Below are 15,863 nucleotides of genomic sequence, written 5' to 3' on the forward strand. Positions count from 1 at the left end.
ACAGCCTGGCCATTCAGGTGGCGCGGCCCCAGCGTGCCCGCTGCTCCATGAGAAAATCGATGAAGGCGCGCAACCGCAGCGGCAGGTGCCGGCCGTGCGGATAAAGCAGGGTGAAAGGACGCGAGCGTCCGCCATACGCCTGCAGTACCTCCACCAGCGAGCCTTCGGCCAGTTCTCTTTCCACGATGAAGCGATAGGTCTGGAACAACCCGGCGCCGTGCCTGGCCAGGGTGACCCCACCCAGCACATCGTCCGAACAGACATAGCCGCCATCGGCGAGGATCTCCCGGTCCCGCCCCACCTCCCGGAACAGCCAGGCGATGCGCCGCCCGCTGCTGGGCAGCTCGAACTGGATGCATTCGTGACGCGCGAGGTCATCCAGCGTTTGCGGAACTCCGGCGCGGGCCAGATAGCCCGGCGCGGCGACCACCACCAGCGCGGCATCCTCGAGCGGGCGGGCGATCAGCGTCGAGTCCGGCTGCGCGCGGACGCGGATCGCCATGTCGTAGCCCTCGTCGACGAAATCGATGTTGCGGTTGCTCAGGTGGATATCCACCTTCACCTTCGGGAAACGCTCACGGAACGCCGGCAGTAGCGGCAGTATCCGGTGGTGCCCGTAAGTGGTGGGGATACTGATGCGCAGCACCCCGGACGGTTCCAGCTGCTGGCCCGTTACCTCGCGTTCGGCTTCCACCAGTTGGGCGAGGGCCTCGCGGCACTGCTCGAAGTAGGCGCGCCCCTGTTCCGTGAGGCGGATGCTGCGCGTCGTGCGGACGAACAGTCGGATGCCCAGTCGCTCCTCCAGCCGCGCGACCGACCGGCTGACCGCAGCTGGCGTCACTCCGGCGGCGAGCGCCGCCGCCGTGAAGCCGCCGGCCTCCGCCGCCAGGCAGAACAGCTCGATGCTGCCCAGTTGGATGTCGTCGAAATGGCGCCGCATGATTCATTACACCATGTAATTACTTAAGTGCATTACACCGTATTTATCCCAAACAAGGGCACAAATAAAGTCGCTCCCATCAGCGCGATGCCTCCGGCCCGCTGACCTTTCCCACTTCCCACAGGAGCATTCGTCATGAACAACTCGCGCACCGCCGTCATCACCGGCGCCTCCAGCGGCATCGGCCTGGGCCTGGTCCAGGCCTATCTGGACCGCGGCTTCAACGTCGTCGGCAACGCCCGCTCCGAAGAACGCCTGGCCCAGGTCGGCGCCGACCTGGGCTACCCCGAACGCTTCCTCGGGGTCGCCGGCGACATCGCTGCGCCGGAAACCTCCCGGCGCCTCTTCGAGCAGGCGGTGCGCCGCTTCGGCCAGGCCGACATCCTGATCAACAATGCCGGCATCTTCCTGCCCAAGCCGTTCACCGAGTACAGCGAGGAGGACCTCGAAAGCCTGCTGGCCACCAATCTCAAGGGCTTCGTCTATGCCTCCCAGGCCGCCGCCCGGCACATGATCCCGCGCCGGCAGGGCCATATCGTCAACATCACCGCCAGCGTCGCCCTGCAAGCGAACATCAGCGTACCCGCCCTCCTACCGGTGTTGATCAAGGGAGGGATCAACCAGGCGACCCGGGCGTTGGCGCTGGAGCTCTCGCCCCACAACATCAAGGTCAACGCCGTCGCCCCTGGCATCGTCGATACGCCAATGCACGATCCGGAAGCCCGGGGTTTTCTCGAAGGCCTGCAACCGGCCGGCCGGATCGGCCGGGTCGAGGAGATCGCCGCCGCCGTGCTTTACCTGACCGACGCCGACTTCACCACGGGCGCGGTGCTGCCGGTGGATGGCGGCATGAGCTCGGGCAAGTGGTGAGCCCTTTCAGGACAAAGGAAATCCGTCATGCCTTTCGTCAGCATCCGCCTCACCCGCGACGGCATCACCCGGGAACAGAAGGCCCAGGTGATCCGGGAAATCACCGAAACCCTGCAACGGGTGCTCGACAAGCGCCCCGAGCTCACTCACATCCTCATCGAGGAAGTCGACACCGACAACTGGGGCTACGCGGGGATGACCACCACGGAATACCGTGGCAGGACACCGGAATGACGCAGTGGAACGGGTGAGGCTCGCCGTCGTCAGCTCTGCTTGCGCTTGCGGAACTCGGCCACCTTGGAGCGGTTTCCGCACAGCGCCATGCTGCACCAGCGCCGGCGGTGGGACTTGGTCCGGTCGTAGAACCAGAGGGTGCATTGCGGGTGCTCGCAGACCCGTATCAGCGAGAAGTCGCCCGCGCACAGCAGTTCGGCCGCCTGCTCGGCCAGAGGCGCCAGGAACTGGGCGGCGGACTTGCACTCGCCGACCCTCTCCAGCCGGGGGCCTTCATCGACATCCCAGCACATCTGGCGGTAGCTGGCAGCCTGCTTCAGGAAGCGGTTGAGTTCGGCTGGGTCGCCGGGCTGGCCTGCCTTGCGCCGCTCGACCAGGCCACGAACGACTTCGCGCAGCGCTCGCGCCGTTTCCAGCAAGGCTCCGGGCGGCAGGCTCGGCACCTCGCTCGCGGCGGCTATTCCCAGGCGTTCCAGCCAGCGCAGCACATCCGTGTCGGATTGCCAGAAGTCATGGGGAACACCGTCGACGCAGGCCACGGTATTGAGCATGTCGAGCACGGGATGGTCGGCCAGGACATAGGGCTCGGCCGAGGTATCGCCAGGTTTTGAGGTCATTTCGTCCTCCATCGCAACGCCCATCGTAACCTTCATACATCGTTTTTCAAGTTACGCGATGCAGGCGAGAGCCAGCATCGGCTCTCTTCGCCGCTGGCGGGGAAAAACGACGAGGGCAATGTAACCATAAAAATTTAATTGACAGGTTACAAAAAAGAGCCAGAATGAACCCGTCAGTAACCCTTTAAATGCAATTTAAAAAGTTACACAGGACCGCCCAGATGACCACCACCCCCTTCAGCACCGCAACCGCCATCCGCCACCAGTTCGCCGATGCCGACGGCGTCCGAGTGTTCTATCGTGAGGCTGGCGATCCCGCCGCGCCGGTTTTGCTTCTGCTGCACGGCTTTCCGAGTTCGTCCCATCAGTTCCGCACGCTGATTCCGCTGCTAGCCGACCGCTTCCACGTCATCGCCCCGGACCTGCCCGGCTTCGGCTTCACCGAGGTGCCGGTCGAACGCAACTACTGCTACAGCTTCGACGCCCTCGCCCGGACCCTCGGCGCCTTCGTCGACGTGCTCGGCCTGGAGCGATACGCCCTGTATGTGTTCGACTACGGCGCGCCGACCGGACTACGCCTGGCCGTGGCCCACCCGGAGCGCGTCACCGGCCTCGTCTCGCAGAATGGCAACGCCTACCTGGAGGGCCTGGGTGATGCTTGGGCGCCGATCAGGGCCTACTGGAACGAGCCCAGCCCGGAAAACCGCCAGGTCATCCACGACGCCATCCTTCACCTGGAAGGCACCCGCTGGCAGTATCTGCACGGAGTTGACGATCCAGCGCTCGTCGCCCCCGAGGCCTATACCCTCGACGCTCTGCTGCTGGAGCGCCCCGGCAACAAGGACATCCAGCTGGACCTGTTCCTCGATTACGCCAACAACCTCGAGCGCTACCCGGATTTCCAGGCGTTCTTCCGCGACACCCGGGTTCCGACCCTGGTGATCTGGGGCCGGCACGATCCGTTCTTCATTCCGCCAGGCGCCGAAGCGTTCAAGCGCGACAACCCCGACGCCGTGGTGGAACTGCTGGACACCGGCCATTTCGCGCTTGAAACCCACGTGGAATACATCGCCAAACGTATCCATGAGGTAGTGGGGAACTCGACCCACTAACAACGCGCGCCCAACGAAGCCATCACGTAGGGGGCGCTTTTCATTGGACGGACGACGCATGGTCGCGATACTGCTTAGTGCGCCGCCATTCCACGAATGACCCCAACGAGGCGGACATCACCGTCAGCACGGTGCACCGGGCCAAGGGACTGGAATGGGACATCGTGGTGCTGGAGGAGGATTTCCCGGACCTCTTCGACGACGAGAAAATCTCCCCGGAGCAGCGGGTCGACGAGTTGAACCTGCTCTACGTGGCCACCACCCGGGCCAGGCTGCACCTGGTCGTCAACGGGATCGTTCAGGCCATCGTCCGGATGGCGCACTCCAGGGCAAAGGCAGCCAATAGCTAGCCTGTGGAAAGGGAGCTCGCAAATTTGCGTGCAGGCCCAGGCTTGCAGGCCCCCGTCCGATTGGGCATCCTTGGACACACCGATAGGTGCGTTGGCTGTACGCTCTACAGCCTAAAAATCCTCGAACAATGCCACGGCGTTGTTTCCAAATAACGCTCATTAATATGAGGGCGTTATTTCTAAAAAGAGTGCATCCAACCGATGTCACTCTTTCTCCAAAGAATCATTCATCCGCGCGTGTGCGCTGATGTTTGTCCGTGCTCGGCACGGGTCGTTGGCTGACGACACTTTCAGCCTAAAAACTGGTAATTCAAAAAAACTTAAACCCTGCGGGGATTTCCCCGTCTGGGGATTTCTTCGCTTCAAGCAATTGGAGTCGAGAAATGAAAACCGAACCCGTCATTAACTTGACGAAATTTAAGGTCACTCCGGAACTCGCCAGTTTCGGTGTGCACGACTTGAGCAACTGGAGGGAGTTTCAGGAGATTCGAGGTCTCTTGTACTACCCCGACCCGCCGACCAAAGAGCAAATCGATCAGCGCGTCGAGCGCTTGACGGCTATTGCCCTGCGCGAGGCCAAGAAAACGGGCGCGACTCAGGTATTGGTGAGTTGCCCGCCCTGGATGTTGTCGCCGCTGTGCAAGGAGTTGTTGTATTTCAATATCCAGCCAGTGGTGACCTTCACGAAAAGCAACAACGATAAAGGCGTGACCGTTCTTTCGCTGGTCAACGCTGCTTAATTAAATAATCAACTTAAAAACTGCCCTTGGGGGAGATATTCCCCTATGGGGATTCTCCTTTTTCGGGCTTCGCATTTGAGAAAGGAGAACATCATGAAATTCAATGCCAAAGTCAGCATGAGCGAGTTCGGTTTTGCTTCGAGCGCGCAAGCGCCCGCCTTCGAGGCCGGACACGAGTTCATGCCATACGTGGCTCCCAAGAAGGATTATTTCTTCCGCCAGGAGCTGTTGAGGCCGCTGATGAACTGGCTCTATACCCCCTGCGGGGATAGCGCTCTGCTCGTCGGGCCTACGGGCTCCGGCAAGTCCTCGCTCGTCGAGCAGCTGACGGCCCGCCTGAACTGGCCCTGCCTCACCGTCTCGGCGCACAGCCGGATGGAGATGCCGGAGTTGACCGGCTACAACCTGCCGGTCACCGACCCGGTGAGTGGCGACCTGAACACGAAGTTCGTGGACGGGCCGCTGACGCGAGCCATGCGCCATGGCTTCGTGTTCGTGCTCGACGAGTACGACACGCTCGATCCGGCGGTGACGGTGGGCTTGCATGCGGTTCTGGAGGGACGCCCTCTGGTCATCGCGGAGAATGGTGGCGAAGTGGTGCCGCCACACCCGAACTTCCGGTTTGTCGCCTGCGGCAACACGGCAGGGCAGGGTGACGACAACGGCAATTACACGGCAACGATGCAGCAGAACCTGGCGTCCCTGGATCGCTTCCGCGTCTGGGAAGTGCCCTATCTGGCGGCTGAGCACGAAGTGCAGACCATCGTGTCCGCGCTTCCGCAACTGCCGGAGGACATGGCGAAGCGGATGGTGCAGGTCGCGAACTCGGTTCGCAGTCAGCACCAGGGACTGGGCGGTAACTACCTCAGCGTCACGCTGTCCACCCGGACCGTGCTGCGCTGGGCGCGGATCGCCTGCGGCTACACCCAACTGGGTGCCAGCAAGAATCCCATCCAGGATGCATTGAACGAGTCGCTGCTCAATCGCTGTGACAAGACTCAGAAACTGGCCATCACGAAGATCGCCCAGAGCGTCTTCGGCGGTGACTGGAAAATCCAGAATGGCAGTCCGGATAGCCTCCCGTTCTGAATTTTAACTTCAAGTTTCAATTAAACCCTCAGGGGGAATCATTCCCCTGTGGGGGTGATTCCTCCTGATTTCGCTATCGAGAAAGGAGAATCACCCATGACCATCCAAACGAACGAGATCCGCATTCTGGATCAGATTCTGCTGGTCGACCTGTCCGCCATCCATTTGTGGACAGCTCGGAAAAAACTGAAGGCCGAAATGCTGGAGGGCAAGATTCCTCCGGCCGATCTGGCTTCGCTGGGTTCGATGCGCGTCATCGACCCCGAGAGGCTCAAGCCGTTCGAGAAGATCAAGCGGCAGGCGATCAAGGCCGTCGAGGAGTGCGGGGTCAAGTTCCTGGGCGGCTATGCCGTTTCGCAGGACAAGATCCAGGAGGTCGTCGACCACCTGGAGGCCCTGAAGACGCAATTCTACGACCTGAAGAGCAGCTTTCTTCCCAACTATGACCGCTGGGTCAGCGACTGGGTGAACCAAGGTTGGGAGAAAATCGAATGGCGTGAAGCCATCCGGTCGTCGGCGACGCCCAAGGCGGAAGTCGATGCCGGCCTGCAGTTCGGCTACGCGGCCTGCCGCGTGGCGCCGGACGGCGACAAGCACCTGTCCAGCACGCTGGGCGGGCAAGTCCGTGGCCTGGCGGATCAGCTCTTCGCTGAGACGGCCGACACGGCGGAACGCCTGCTGGAAACCGGCCTGGCCACTCGTGGCCATGTCACGCAAAACACGCTCAATACGGTGCGCAAGATGAACGCCAAGCTGAAAGGCTTGATGTTCCTCTCCTCGGAGGTGAAAGGCCTGTCCGATCACATCGAGGCGACCCTCGCGGCGCTGCCCACCTCGGGCGTGGTCAACGGCGTGCAGTACGGCGCCGTCGTGACGCTGATCTCGTCGCTCTCGACCGAGGAGTCGATCAAGCGCCTGATCAAGCACCTGAACATCGCCAATGGCTCCGACGAGGCTGTCGCGCCGGCGGTGGAGGTTCAGTGGCCGACCGAGCCGGCGGCTCCCCAGGAGCCTGTCGTTGAAGCTGTAGAGGCCGTCGAACAAGCGGTAGAAGCCCCAGCCAGCCCGGATGCTCCGGTATCCGAGCCGGTAATGGCCGAAATCGTCCACACGCCTGCCGAGGTGACCGAAAGCCCCGTTGCAGTCTCGCCAGAGCCTGCGCCGGAGCCGGAAGTCGCCACGCCGGCTGAAGAAACCGAACCCGAACCGCTGCCCCAGGCTGCCGGCTTCTGGTTCTAACGCCCATCAACCCCCTGCGGGAGTCCCCTCCCGCGTGGGGGGATTCCCTTTTTCCGCTGTGTGAGAAAGGAGAATCGCGATGCAAAAGAAAACCCTGATGGGTTCCCTGCCGGTCTATGCCCAACACCTGAGCGAGCAGACCGGCGTGAAGGTGCTGGTCGAGGGTTCCCAGGCCTACACGGATGGGACCAAGGTGGTCGTTCCCTTCACGGAGACCGATCCCGAGCTGTCCTTCGGGTATGTCGCCCACGAGTGCTCGCATGTCCGCAACACCGACATGCAGTACTTCGGCGAGGCGCAGGCGGTGCCGTTCCGGCTCTCTGTGCTGAACATCCTCGAAGACATCCGCATCGAGCGGCTGAGCATGGATCAGTACCCGGGCACCGAAGGCGACCTGAACCATCTGGCGAAGGCTGTTCTCGGCGACCGGCTCGATCCGGCTGACGTGGCCCGAAAACCGGCGCTGCATGTCGTTCACGACACGCTGCTGCTGGCGGGCCGCTGGCAGATGCTCGGCCAGGATCTGGAGCAGCCGGCAACGGTGATGCTCCAGGCGCAAGAAAAGCTGCTGGGCGCTCAACTGAGTGCCCGGATCATGCAAAAGGTCGGGGAGGTCCTGCAGTGCCACAGCACCCGGGAAGTCCTCGCGCTGGCCGATGCCATCATTGCGCTGCTGCCCTCGCAGGAGGACCAGCAGGACGAGGAGGAACAAGGCGAGCAGGATCAGGAGCAGCAAGAAAACCAGCCGCAGGAGGGCGATGACGCTTCGGCGTCGGAGGCCGACTCGGACGAAGGCGAAGGCCAGAGCCAGGGCGAAGAAGCGGGGCAACCCGATTCCGAGCCGAAAAACTCCGCTGGGGATCAGGCCGGTGACGGCCAGGACGATCGGCAGGACGGCGGCTCCAGTCGCAGCCAGGGTGGTGACACCCCGGCCGAGGCTGAAGGCGACGATACTGCCGGTGATTCGGGTAGCCAGTCAGGCGATCACCCCAGCCAGGAGGCGAACGACCTGCGCGAGCAGGCCATGCAAGCCACCGCGGGCGACTTGCAAGGGTTGATCTCCGAGGTGGGCGACAAGGCGGCCGAGCTGCTGAGCCAGAAAGCTAGGCGCGATCCCTGCGCCAGACGGCTGCTTTCCCTGGCTGGGCGCTCCTGCTTGCGCAGCGATGCGGCCAGTAGGCGCCGGGTTCAGCTCGGTCTCGAGCAGTCCTCCGGGCTGCGGCAGTGCCTCAACGGGCTGCTGCAAGCGCAGGTCGACTGCCGGGTCAGCCTCAAGCGCCAGGGCAAGCGCCTGGATACCTCACGGATCGCCTTGCTCAAGGCGGGCGAGACGCGGGTGTTCAGGAGCAAGGCCCGGGCCGAGCGCCAGTCCGCCGCGATCCAGTTCCTTCTCGACAAGTCGGGGAGTATGCGGGCGGCGATGGACGAGGCCGAGGCGGCACTGTACGCGGTGCTGCATGCCGTGGAAAACCTGCCGCTGGTATCGACCGGGGCGCTCGCCTTCCCCGAAAGAGGGGTGGATGACGTCACTCGTTGCGCCCTCATCAAGGGGCACAAGGAGCGGTTGCACCAGGCGGTACGACTGGGGGGCTTCGGTGCCATGCACCAGGGTTGCACCCCCTTGGGAGAAGCCTTGTGGCCGGCGGCAGTCGAACTGCTCAGGGCCAAGGGCGAGCGCAAGATCCTGTTCGTCATCACCGACGGTGAGCCGGACAGTCCCTGGCTGGCCCAGGAAATGGTCGAGCGCTGCGAAAACAGCGGCATCGACGTGATCGCGTTGGGCTTTGGAGGGGCGACAGCCGACCTCCTGAGCCGGACGTTCACGCGGTTCCGTGCCGTGGGCCAGGTATCCAGACTCAAGCAGACGCTCTTCGAGCTCGTGCGCGAAGTCCTGGTCGCCTGATCCACCACCAATCAACCCGATAGGGGCCTTCCCCTACCGGGCGGCCTCCGTCGGTTTGAGGAGGCCTGAAATGAAAACGGCATTGGCAGTACTGCCTCTCGATCTGTTCGGCGAGGAGGTGATCCTTCGGCGCCGCTGGTTCGAGCGGCGCCCCGTGCGCAAGCCGGCCCCTGCACGACAGGAGCCGGTCCAGCTGGGGTTCCTCGACATCCTCGAGATGTCGGACGAGGCGCTGGAGCGACTGCGGGTACACGACGACATCTCGGATGAGTACGTCGAGTGGCTGCGGGAGTACCTGCTGAAACTGACGCTGAGGCAGCTCGTCCACCCCCAGGTGAGCGAGTTGCACCGGCTTGAAGCGGTTGAATGGGTGATGTCGGACGAAGTGCACCCCTTCAGCTTCAGAGTGTGCTGCGCGGCCTTGCAGGCCGATCACGAAGACGTTCGCGAGGGCGTCCTGGCGATCATGCGCAAACACATCCGTTGAACCAGCCCCGGCGGGAAGCTTTCCTGCCGGGCTGTTTCTTCGCCCATAACCCCTGACGGGAAAATCCCGTTGGGGATTCTCCTGTCGGGTTGTTCACACAGGAGAATATATGTTCAAGAACATTCTGATCCGGTGGTTTCAGTCATGCCTAATTGGAGTCGGCTGTAGCCTTTTGGCTACGGCTTTCGTGGGCTTAATCACCCCGGATACCAATCCGCGTCAGGTTGTCACCATCCTCGTTCTGGGGGTGATGATGATCGTTGGGGATCTGGTAGTCTCTATAGTGAAGGCTATTCCGAAAGGAGACTGACATGACTCTGGAGACAGCCGTTTTCGCTGTGGTACTGACACTCGGCATAGTTGCAGCCATTGGCTACAGGGTTGCAATTTGGCTGGATAAAAAGTACGGGACCGAAAACAAATAAATCGGTTCAGGCGCAGCCCGGCTGCGCCTGACGCCTGATTGAGGTCACCCCTTGGGGTGATCCACCCGAGTCCTTCCGAATGGGAGGATTCCGGGGATCACCCTAAGGAGAAAAGACCCCATGAATGCAGTACACGCTATCTTCTGCCGCGAACGCGACGAGCTGATGATCGATTCGGGGAGGATCTTCAAGGTCCCCCCGCAGATCGCACGGACGGTCAGCGCCAACGCGCCCGACACGCAATTTGTGAAGTCCTGGGCGGTGATATTCGGCCTGATTCCGGCCCATGCGCAGGTCACCGTCCTGCAGTCGGCGTGAGCAGCAGATAGAGACCCGAGGCCCCGGTCTGGATTTCCAGCCGGGGCCTTTCGTTTTTCGCGTTTCAAGAGGCCAAATCAAGCCATAAAATCGCCGGAAAAGCCCACACAACCCCCTATCCGGCTTTCTAGCATCGCGGTATCCCCATCACGAGATACCGTCCTATGCAAACCCTCCGTTCCCCCCGCTTGGCCCGCTGGCTCTGTGTGGGCCTGATCGGCCTGCACCTGAACCTGCTGTCCCACAGCGCCTGGGCCGATGCTGTTTCGGACAGCGCGGCGCAGGCTCAGCAGCTCGGCAGGCAGGTCCTCCAGGCCTTCCCGGACAGCCAGCCGCACAAAACCCTGCAGGACATCTTCCCGGGCACCGGCTCTACGGCGACCCTTGAGGAGGTATTCGGAAATGACACCGCGACCATCCAGCTGGGGCTCGAGGCCAATGCTCGGCTGAAGGATGAGCAGTCCGAAGAAGGCGAGGCCTACCGGACCATGATTCAGAGCGCCAACCGCGTGTCGCCGGACCTGTCCAACGACCCGGTGTTTCGCCAGGCCGATGAAGTACGCTCCACCAGTTACATGTCCGCCTTCAAGAAATTCTTTGGCGACTGCACGAGTCAGGAAATTTTCGAAAACGCTACGCGGGACACGCACATCGCCAAGTATCGGACCTGCGAGCGCCTGGTCGATCAGGGCGGAACCGTCGAGTTCATCCACGATTACAGTGCTGGGGTTGTCGAATATGACTCCGGCCAGCCGAACTATCAATCATGCGGCGTAGGCTGCCTGTATGTGTGGGTGGGTACAGTCGGCGACAACTACTGGAACGGTAACTGCAGCATCTTCGAGGAGTACACGCGATTTCGAGTAGTTGCGAAAGAAGCGATCCAGTCTGCCGTGATTGAATATGCTGCGTTCGACGATTACTTCGAGGTTTATTTCAACGACCAGATGCTCTGGACGCATACGCCGGGTGTCTTTCCGCCGGAAACGAAGGGCAAGTGCGAGCGCAATACCAGCTGGAAAGTGAACCCCAACACCGATGTCACCAATGTAATCAAAAATGGCGGCGAATATATAACCTTCAAAACGCGCACTTCGGTCACGCGCAAAGGCGAGGGCTATGCGCGCATCAAGATCACCTACGATCCGACCAAGGCCTTTGTCGACAACGGCTGGGGGCCGCAGGACCGCCTGCCGATCTTCGGCATGATCAACGACGGCTTCTGCAGCAACACGTCGATGGCCTGTACCTCCATGCCGGAGAAAGATGCGCAGGGCTGCATCACGGAGAACGGCGTTCTGCTCTGCCCCGGAAACATGCCGGCCTCGCCGCATCCGGATATCGATCCCTTCTGCAAGCGGGCCACGGTGAGTGCCGAGTGTTCGTTCTACAAGGGGCAGATGGCCTGCTACACCGACGCGCAGGGTGTTCAGAGGTGCCCACAGAACGACGGCGGCAACCTCAACACCTGCCGGGAATACGAACAGAACTCCTCCTGCGGCTTCATCTCGCAGAAGTGCATCGAGGGTGCTCAGGGGCCATCGGGGCAGTGTTACGCCTTTGAAGAAGTCTGGGACTGCGGTTACGACGTTTCCGTGCCCACGCTGGTCAACACGGGCGTGAAATACGATTGCCCCGGCCCCGTGAACTGCATGGGCGGCGAGTGCTTCGATACCAGCAACACGAAAAGCACCGACTTCGCCTATGCCGTGGCCATGCTTCAGGCTGCCCAGTTTGCCGAGCATGACCTCGAATGCGGAGGGGACGGAACGGATGTATCGGAATCCAATACCTGCAAAGTTTTCAAGGGCGAAGGCATGGAGTGCAAGAAAGCCCTGGGCGGGTATGTCGACTGCTGTGAAGCACCCGATGGAGTCAGTATCTTCGACTATGTAAATTTAACCATGAGCGCTCTGAAGATGGCCTCTGCAGTAGAAGCACTGTCGGATGGTAGAGCTATTAGTGCTGGATATTGGGAAGCTGCAAAAGATGCAGTTTTTTCAGGCGCAGAAAAACTAATAAAAGGTGAATGGGGATCTGTGCTTGATGCTGCTTCTGGGGCTTTTGAGAACACTGTAACGGGTAAATATACCGTAGGAGCGATTCAGAGTTGGTTATACGAACAGACTTATAATGCAATGCTAGAGATGGGAGCTACTGAAGCGGCTAGTGTTGTCTTTCAGCCTGCTGCTGAAGGCGGAATGCAGCTCACCTCTCAAGCGACAGCATTCGTGAACTTTGTCGGCATGGTCTATACGGCATATGTCGTTACAGACATGATGATCAAAGTCATCTGGGAGTGCGAGAAAAAAGAGTTCGAGCTCGGGGCGAAAAAGGAAACCCGCCAGTGCTCCTATGTCGGTAGTTACTGTGCTTCCAAAGTGTTAGGCACTTGCGTGGAAAAGAGGGAAGCCTACTGCTGCTTCAGTTCTGTCGTTGGCCGCATCATTCAGGAGCAAGGGCGGCCCCAACTGGGCTTGGACTTCGGAGATCCCGAAAACCCTGTTTGCGAGGCGTTGACTGTTGAGCAACTGGGCCGGATCGATTGGAGTCGAATCGATCTATCCGAGTGGATAGGCATGCTTTATACGACGGGGCATCTCGATACTCCCGATACCGCCACGCTGGAAAACCTTACAGGCTCCGGTAGCTCGCTCGGAAATGTATTTGATAATACGACACGGCAGAACAGCTTGAATCGGAATATGGAGCGACTGGATGGCGTCGATGTCGACCAGATAAAGTCTCAAGCAGAAAAAGAGATCAAAGGAAATATCTTCCAGTAACTAAAGGCCCCGCGTGAAGCGGGGCTTTTCCTTCAAAATATCAGTTTCCAATGAAAAAATACTCTTTCCCCGCAACCAAAATTGATGGGGGGAATGGTTTAACTTTTCTTCCGAATTTTGGCTGTCCTGAATTATAAATTACAAACCAGTCAGGTAATTTAGAACTAAGTAATCTGAGTGCCTTATCTTTATCGGTGCTACTTTTGGATGCATCAACCGTCAATTGAGATTGAAGTCCACTTAGAAAAATAGGGCCATAATACTTCCCTTTTGGAGCAAAACTTGGGCCGTCCACTGGCATGCCTGAAGGAGGAATTGGCGTCTTTAATAGCATATCCTTCGGGTTGGCATATTGCCCCCTGGCGAAATCAGCAACAATACTGGGGTACACTTTAATCGTTGTAGCCTTACTGAAGGTACTACCTCTTGATTCATTCCAAGTTTTCATTACAAACTGAATTGCATCTTCCATACTGTTGGCTTTCTCAGCAGGAACCCATGCGGCAGCTTGATGTACCTGCCAAGGCTGTGTTACCTCTCCGGTTGGAGTCAGAAATAGAAAAACGCCCATACCTAATGCAGCACCTGAGCTAAATCCAGTTGGTGGGGAGTTGTAGCCAGATATCCCTGTCACAAGTTTATCGAGTCCTCCTTGATTACCTCTGGCTGGCTCACCTACTCCGGTAATTAAGCCATATTGGCGGGCTGTTTCAGCCGGTACATCTTTTTGGCCTTTGATGTTCAGGTCGTCGCGCAGGATCTTCATGGCATCTGACCACCGTTCGCGCGGCGTCTGCTCCGGGTCCTGGAGCGTGATTTGGGGCCCCTGCGATTCCTTGCTCGCACACCCAACCAGAAGGGCGGCGGCCAATGCAGTGCAGAGCAGGCGGTTGATGTGTTTCAGTTCCAGCATATGAAATTCCCTTTAAAAATCGGGGAAAAGAGTACCGGCTTGTCGCCCTGCCCCCAAGCGCAGGAGAAATTCCCTGGGGGCATGACCATAGCCAGCGCTGAGAAGAAAAGCCCCCGACGGGGGCTTGAGTTCGGGTCAATGGGTTTCGGTCTGCGCCGGCGGCTTGTCTTGGTTGGAGTCGCGCATGCCAATCAGCTGCTTCATGGCCTTCAACAACGCTTTTGGTGGTTGTGCACCACGCACTATCATCTGGTTACCCGTCTGGTTGTCGATGACGAAGGTCGTGGGAGTGCCGGTGACCCCCAACTCCTTTCCCTTAGCCATCTGCTGGTTGACCTTGGCCTCGTATTTCCCGTCGTCCAGGCATTGCTTGAGCTTGTCGACAGGGACATCGACCAAGCTGGTCAACTGCTCCACATTCTCGACCTTTCCTCCGTTCTGGGTGCGCTTGAACCATTCACCGATAAAGACCCAGAACGCCCGGTTGCCCGCCAAATCGGCAACACATTCAACGGACTGCGCGCCAAGTACAGCGCTGAGGCTGTGAAAGCCTAACGGGTAGTGCAGCCACTCCCAGTTCACTTTCCCGCCAGACTGGTCGACCAGGGTTTTCGGGATCTCGTGGAAACGCCTGCAGAACTGGCATTCCAGGTCGCCGAACTCGACAAGGGTGAACTCAGCGCTGGGATTGCCGTAGATATGTCGGCCCTCGGGCACCTGTACCGGGGCCGCGGCCCATGACGCCAGGACGCCTTCGCGCTCCGCTTTCAGGGCGGCTTCTTCCTGCTCGGCCTGGATCTGCTTCATGGCCTCGGGCAGGCGCTCGGCCAGGGCCTCGTCGATCTGGGACTGCGCCCGAAAATGGGCGATCTCGAGCGTTACAGCCATGACGAGCGTAGTGAACAAGGCTTTCTTGGCGTAGCAGCGCAGCCTGGGGGTGTTGGCGATCACCATGGGAAGACCTCGACCTCGACCTCGGGTTGGGTTTTCGAGACGGCCGGCGCCTGCTGCGCTTGGACGCGCACGGGAGGCAAGGGCTGTATGGGCTGTGCGGAAATGCGGACGGGGGGCAAGGGCTGTATGGGGTGGGCAGGAACACGGACAGGGGGGCGTGCCTGGATGGCCATCGGCAAGTCCTTGGGCGTGCCGTTGACCAGCACCAGCCACTCGTCGTAGGACAGCCGCGATTGGCCCTGGCACAGCTTGTTGCGCACGCGGATGTAGTCGTTCACTTCCTCGCGGGCCGAGGCGTTCACCGCGTAGCCGGAAGCGGCGTAAGCCACGGGGGTGCCGGCGTGCTGGCAGTTGCTGGCATAGGTGGAGGACGGGACCGCGACCATGGCCAGGGGCGCTGTACTGGCGACCTGCAGCTCCGGGTGCAGGCGGCCCGCACGGGTATCGAGCTGGTCATGGGGGCTCACCGTGTGCTGGTAGGCGGGTTTGCGCAGGGCCGCTCCGCCACGGCCCTGGTGCCCCCAGCTGGTGTGGTAGTCGCGCAGATCGGGCTCGTATTCGCTGACGGCGAACTTCGGCCCGGTGGGAACGGGTGGTGCCTCCGGCTTCTTGTCCTTGGAGCAGCCGGCGACGGCGATCGCGCTGAGGGTCAGCGCCAGCAGAAAACTGGGATGTTTCATGGGGAGTCCTCATGGGTGGATTCGGCCCCATTGTGAAAAGCCAATCCGCTCCTGTGTGGCCATTTCGCGCCACTTTATGGCTTGATTTTGGATGGTCTGAACAGACCGAAGGACGACCGCAAATTTGCGTGCGGAGGCTCGATTGCAATAGGCGTCGGACTGTTGCAGACTCCAGCCACGCCCTTGTGCGGCGCTAAATAGGCCTG

At 60.4% G+C, this 15,863-nt stretch carries 17 protein-coding genes; 12 read left to right on the forward strand and 5 right to left on the reverse strand.

Features of this window, described 5'->3' with window-relative positions:
* Positions 1 to 13 precede the first annotated feature (13 nt).
* The gene (locus tag ACG10_RS22305) at positions 14 to 940 is read right to left on the reverse strand and encodes a LysR family transcriptional regulator (protein WP_089170082.1); all 927 of its coding nucleotides are present in this window, start codon (positions 938 to 940) and stop codon (positions 14 to 16) included.
* A gap of 135 nt (positions 941 to 1,075) precedes the next feature.
* Here ACG10_RS22305 and ACG10_RS22310 point away from each other — a divergent pair, with 135 nt between their 5' ends.
* Both ACG10_RS22310 and ACG10_RS22315 read left to right on the forward strand, forming a co-directional pair.
* Entirely contained in the window at positions 1,076 to 1,810 is a 735-nt protein-coding gene (locus ACG10_RS22310) for an SDR family NAD(P)-dependent oxidoreductase (protein WP_089170083.1), read from the forward strand.
* A gap of 27 nt (positions 1,811 to 1,837) precedes the next feature.
* Positions 1,838 to 2,044: a tautomerase family protein gene (locus ACG10_RS22315; RefSeq protein ID WP_089170084.1), complete on the forward strand. Its 207-nt coding sequence runs from the start codon at positions 1,838 to 1,840 to the stop codon at positions 2,042 to 2,044.
* Positions 2,045 to 2,073: 29 nt separating this feature from the next.
* On the opposite strand, the gene ACG10_RS22320 is transcribed toward ACG10_RS22315, so the two are convergent.
* Complete coding sequence (locus tag ACG10_RS22320) at positions 2,074 to 2,661, reverse strand: CGNR zinc finger domain-containing protein (RefSeq protein ID WP_089170085.1); 588 nt, start codon at positions 2,659 to 2,661, stop codon at positions 2,074 to 2,076.
* A 221-nt stretch (positions 2,662 to 2,882) separates the two neighbouring features.
* On the opposite strand from ACG10_RS22320, the gene ACG10_RS22325 reads away from it, so the two are divergent.
* The 10 genes from ACG10_RS22325 to traN all read left to right on the forward strand — a co-directional run bounded on the left by ACG10_RS22325 (position 2,883) and on the right by traN (position 13,110).
* A complete protein-coding gene (locus tag ACG10_RS22325) occupies positions 2,883 to 3,773 on the forward strand; it encodes an alpha/beta fold hydrolase (RefSeq protein ID WP_089170086.1) in 891 nt (296 codons plus the stop codon).
* Positions 3,774 to 3,850: 77 nt separating this feature from the next.
* Positions 3,851 to 4,123 carry an ATP-binding domain-containing protein gene (locus ACG10_RS22330; protein WP_089170087.1) on the forward strand — a complete coding sequence of 91 codons (273 nt, stop codon included), beginning with the start codon at positions 3,851 to 3,853 and terminating at the stop codon, positions 4,121 to 4,123.
* A 383-nt stretch (positions 4,124 to 4,506) separates the two neighbouring features.
* Positions 4,507 to 4,863, forward strand: coding sequence for a hypothetical protein (locus ACG10_RS22335; RefSeq protein ID WP_089170088.1), 357 nt, complete (start codon positions 4,507 to 4,509; stop codon positions 4,861 to 4,863).
* A gap of 93 nt (positions 4,864 to 4,956) precedes the next feature.
* On the forward strand, positions 4,957 to 5,952 hold the full coding sequence (locus ACG10_RS22340) for an AAA family ATPase (RefSeq protein WP_089170089.1): 996 nt from the start codon (positions 4,957 to 4,959) through the stop codon (positions 5,950 to 5,952).
* Between the two features lie 96 nt (positions 5,953 to 6,048).
* On the forward strand, positions 6,049 to 7,191 hold the full coding sequence (locus tag ACG10_RS22345; protein ID WP_232487300.1) for a DUF3150 domain-containing protein: 1,143 nt from the start codon (positions 6,049 to 6,051) through the stop codon (positions 7,189 to 7,191).
* A 79-nt stretch (positions 7,192 to 7,270) separates the two neighbouring features.
* The gene (locus tag ACG10_RS22350; RefSeq protein WP_089170090.1) at positions 7,271 to 9,094 is read left to right on the forward strand and encodes a VWA domain-containing protein; all 1,824 of its coding nucleotides are present in this window, start codon (positions 7,271 to 7,273) and stop codon (positions 9,092 to 9,094) included.
* 70 nt (positions 9,095 to 9,164) lie between these two features.
* On the forward strand, positions 9,165 to 9,581 hold the full coding sequence (locus ACG10_RS22355) for a hypothetical protein (protein WP_089170091.1): 417 nt from the start codon (positions 9,165 to 9,167) through the stop codon (positions 9,579 to 9,581).
* A 109-nt stretch (positions 9,582 to 9,690) separates the two neighbouring features.
* Positions 9,691 to 9,891, forward strand: a complete 201-nt coding sequence (locus ACG10_RS22360) for a hypothetical protein (protein ID WP_089170092.1) — start codon at positions 9,691 to 9,693, stop codon at positions 9,889 to 9,891.
* A gap of 235 nt (positions 9,892 to 10,126) precedes the next feature.
* Positions 10,127 to 10,324, forward strand: coding sequence for a hypothetical protein (locus ACG10_RS22365; protein ID WP_089170093.1), 198 nt, complete (start codon positions 10,127 to 10,129; stop codon positions 10,322 to 10,324).
* Positions 10,325 to 10,488: 164 nt separating this feature from the next.
* Positions 10,489 to 13,110 (forward strand): conjugal transfer mating pair stabilization protein TraN, encoded by a 2,622-nt coding sequence (traN, locus tag ACG10_RS22370; protein WP_089170094.1) that lies wholly within the window; start codon positions 10,489 to 10,491, stop codon positions 13,108 to 13,110.
* Positions 13,111 to 13,150: 40 nt separating this feature from the next.
* On the opposite strand, the gene ACG10_RS23965 is transcribed toward traN, so the two are convergent.
* From ACG10_RS23965 to ACG10_RS22380, 3 genes are all read right to left on the reverse strand, one after another.
* Complete coding sequence (locus tag ACG10_RS23965; RefSeq protein WP_157731513.1) at positions 13,151 to 14,023, reverse strand: hypothetical protein; 873 nt, start codon at positions 14,021 to 14,023, stop codon at positions 13,151 to 13,153.
* A 135-nt stretch (positions 14,024 to 14,158) separates the two neighbouring features.
* Positions 14,159 to 14,977, reverse strand: a complete 819-nt coding sequence (locus tag ACG10_RS22375; RefSeq protein WP_232487301.1) for a DsbA family protein — start codon at positions 14,975 to 14,977, stop codon at positions 14,159 to 14,161.
* Positions 14,971 to 15,657, reverse strand: coding sequence for a hypothetical protein (locus tag ACG10_RS22380; protein WP_198319103.1), 687 nt, complete (start codon positions 15,655 to 15,657; stop codon positions 14,971 to 14,973). Before ACG10_RS22380 ends, ACG10_RS22375 begins: the two co-directional genes overlap by 7 nt.
* Positions 15,658 to 15,863 lie beyond the last annotated feature (206 nt).

Origin of the sequence: Azotobacter chroococcum (assembly GCF_002220155.1) — a bacterium.
In the GTDB taxonomy this organism is placed as follows: Bacteria; Pseudomonadota; Gammaproteobacteria; order Pseudomonadales; family Pseudomonadaceae; genus Azotobacter; species Azotobacter chroococcum.

Bases quoted from the DNA above. Each gene is read 5' to 3' on its own strand.
- ACG10_RS22355 (WP_089170091.1), top strand. From the start codon at position 9,165: ATGAAAACGGCATTGGCAGTACTGCCTCTCGATCTGTTCGGCGAGGAG.
- ACG10_RS22320 (WP_089170085.1), bottom strand. From the start codon at position 2,661: ATGACCTCAAAACCTGGCGATACCTCGGCCGAGCCCTATGTCCTGGCC.
- ACG10_RS23965 (WP_157731513.1), bottom strand. From the start codon at position 14,023: ATGCTGGAACTGAAACACATCAACCGCCTGCTCTGCACTGCATTGGCC.
- ACG10_RS22360 (WP_089170092.1), top strand. From the start codon at position 9,691: ATGTTCAAGAACATTCTGATCCGGTGGTTTCAGTCATGCCTAATTGGA.
- ACG10_RS22335 (WP_089170088.1), top strand. From the start codon at position 4,507: ATGAAAACCGAACCCGTCATTAACTTGACGAAATTTAAGGTCACTCCG.
- traN (WP_089170094.1), top strand. From the start codon at position 10,489: ATGCAAACCCTCCGTTCCCCCCGCTTGGCCCGCTGGCTCTGTGTGGGC.
- ACG10_RS22375 (WP_232487301.1), bottom strand. From the start codon at position 14,977: ATGGTGATCGCCAACACCCCCAGGCTGCGCTGCTACGCCAAGAAAGCC.
- ACG10_RS22365 (WP_089170093.1), top strand. From the start codon at position 10,127: ATGAATGCAGTACACGCTATCTTCTGCCGCGAACGCGACGAGCTGATG.
- ACG10_RS22315 (WP_089170084.1), top strand. From the start codon at position 1,838: ATGCCTTTCGTCAGCATCCGCCTCACCCGCGACGGCATCACCCGGGAA.
- ACG10_RS22380 (WP_198319103.1), bottom strand. From the start codon at position 15,657: ATGAAACATCCCAGTTTTCTGCTGGCGCTGACCCTCAGCGCGATCGCC.
- ACG10_RS22310 (WP_089170083.1), top strand. From the start codon at position 1,076: ATGAACAACTCGCGCACCGCCGTCATCACCGGCGCCTCCAGCGGCATC.
- ACG10_RS22305 (WP_089170082.1), bottom strand. From the start codon at position 940: ATGCGGCGCCATTTCGACGACATCCAACTGGGCAGCATCGAGCTGTTC.
- ACG10_RS22350 (WP_089170090.1), top strand. From the start codon at position 7,271: ATGCAAAAGAAAACCCTGATGGGTTCCCTGCCGGTCTATGCCCAACAC.
- ACG10_RS22345 (WP_232487300.1), top strand. From the start codon at position 6,049: ATGACCATCCAAACGAACGAGATCCGCATTCTGGATCAGATTCTGCTG.
- ACG10_RS22325 (WP_089170086.1), top strand. From the start codon at position 2,883: ATGACCACCACCCCCTTCAGCACCGCAACCGCCATCCGCCACCAGTTC.
- ACG10_RS22340 (WP_089170089.1), top strand. From the start codon at position 4,957: ATGAAATTCAATGCCAAAGTCAGCATGAGCGAGTTCGGTTTTGCTTCG.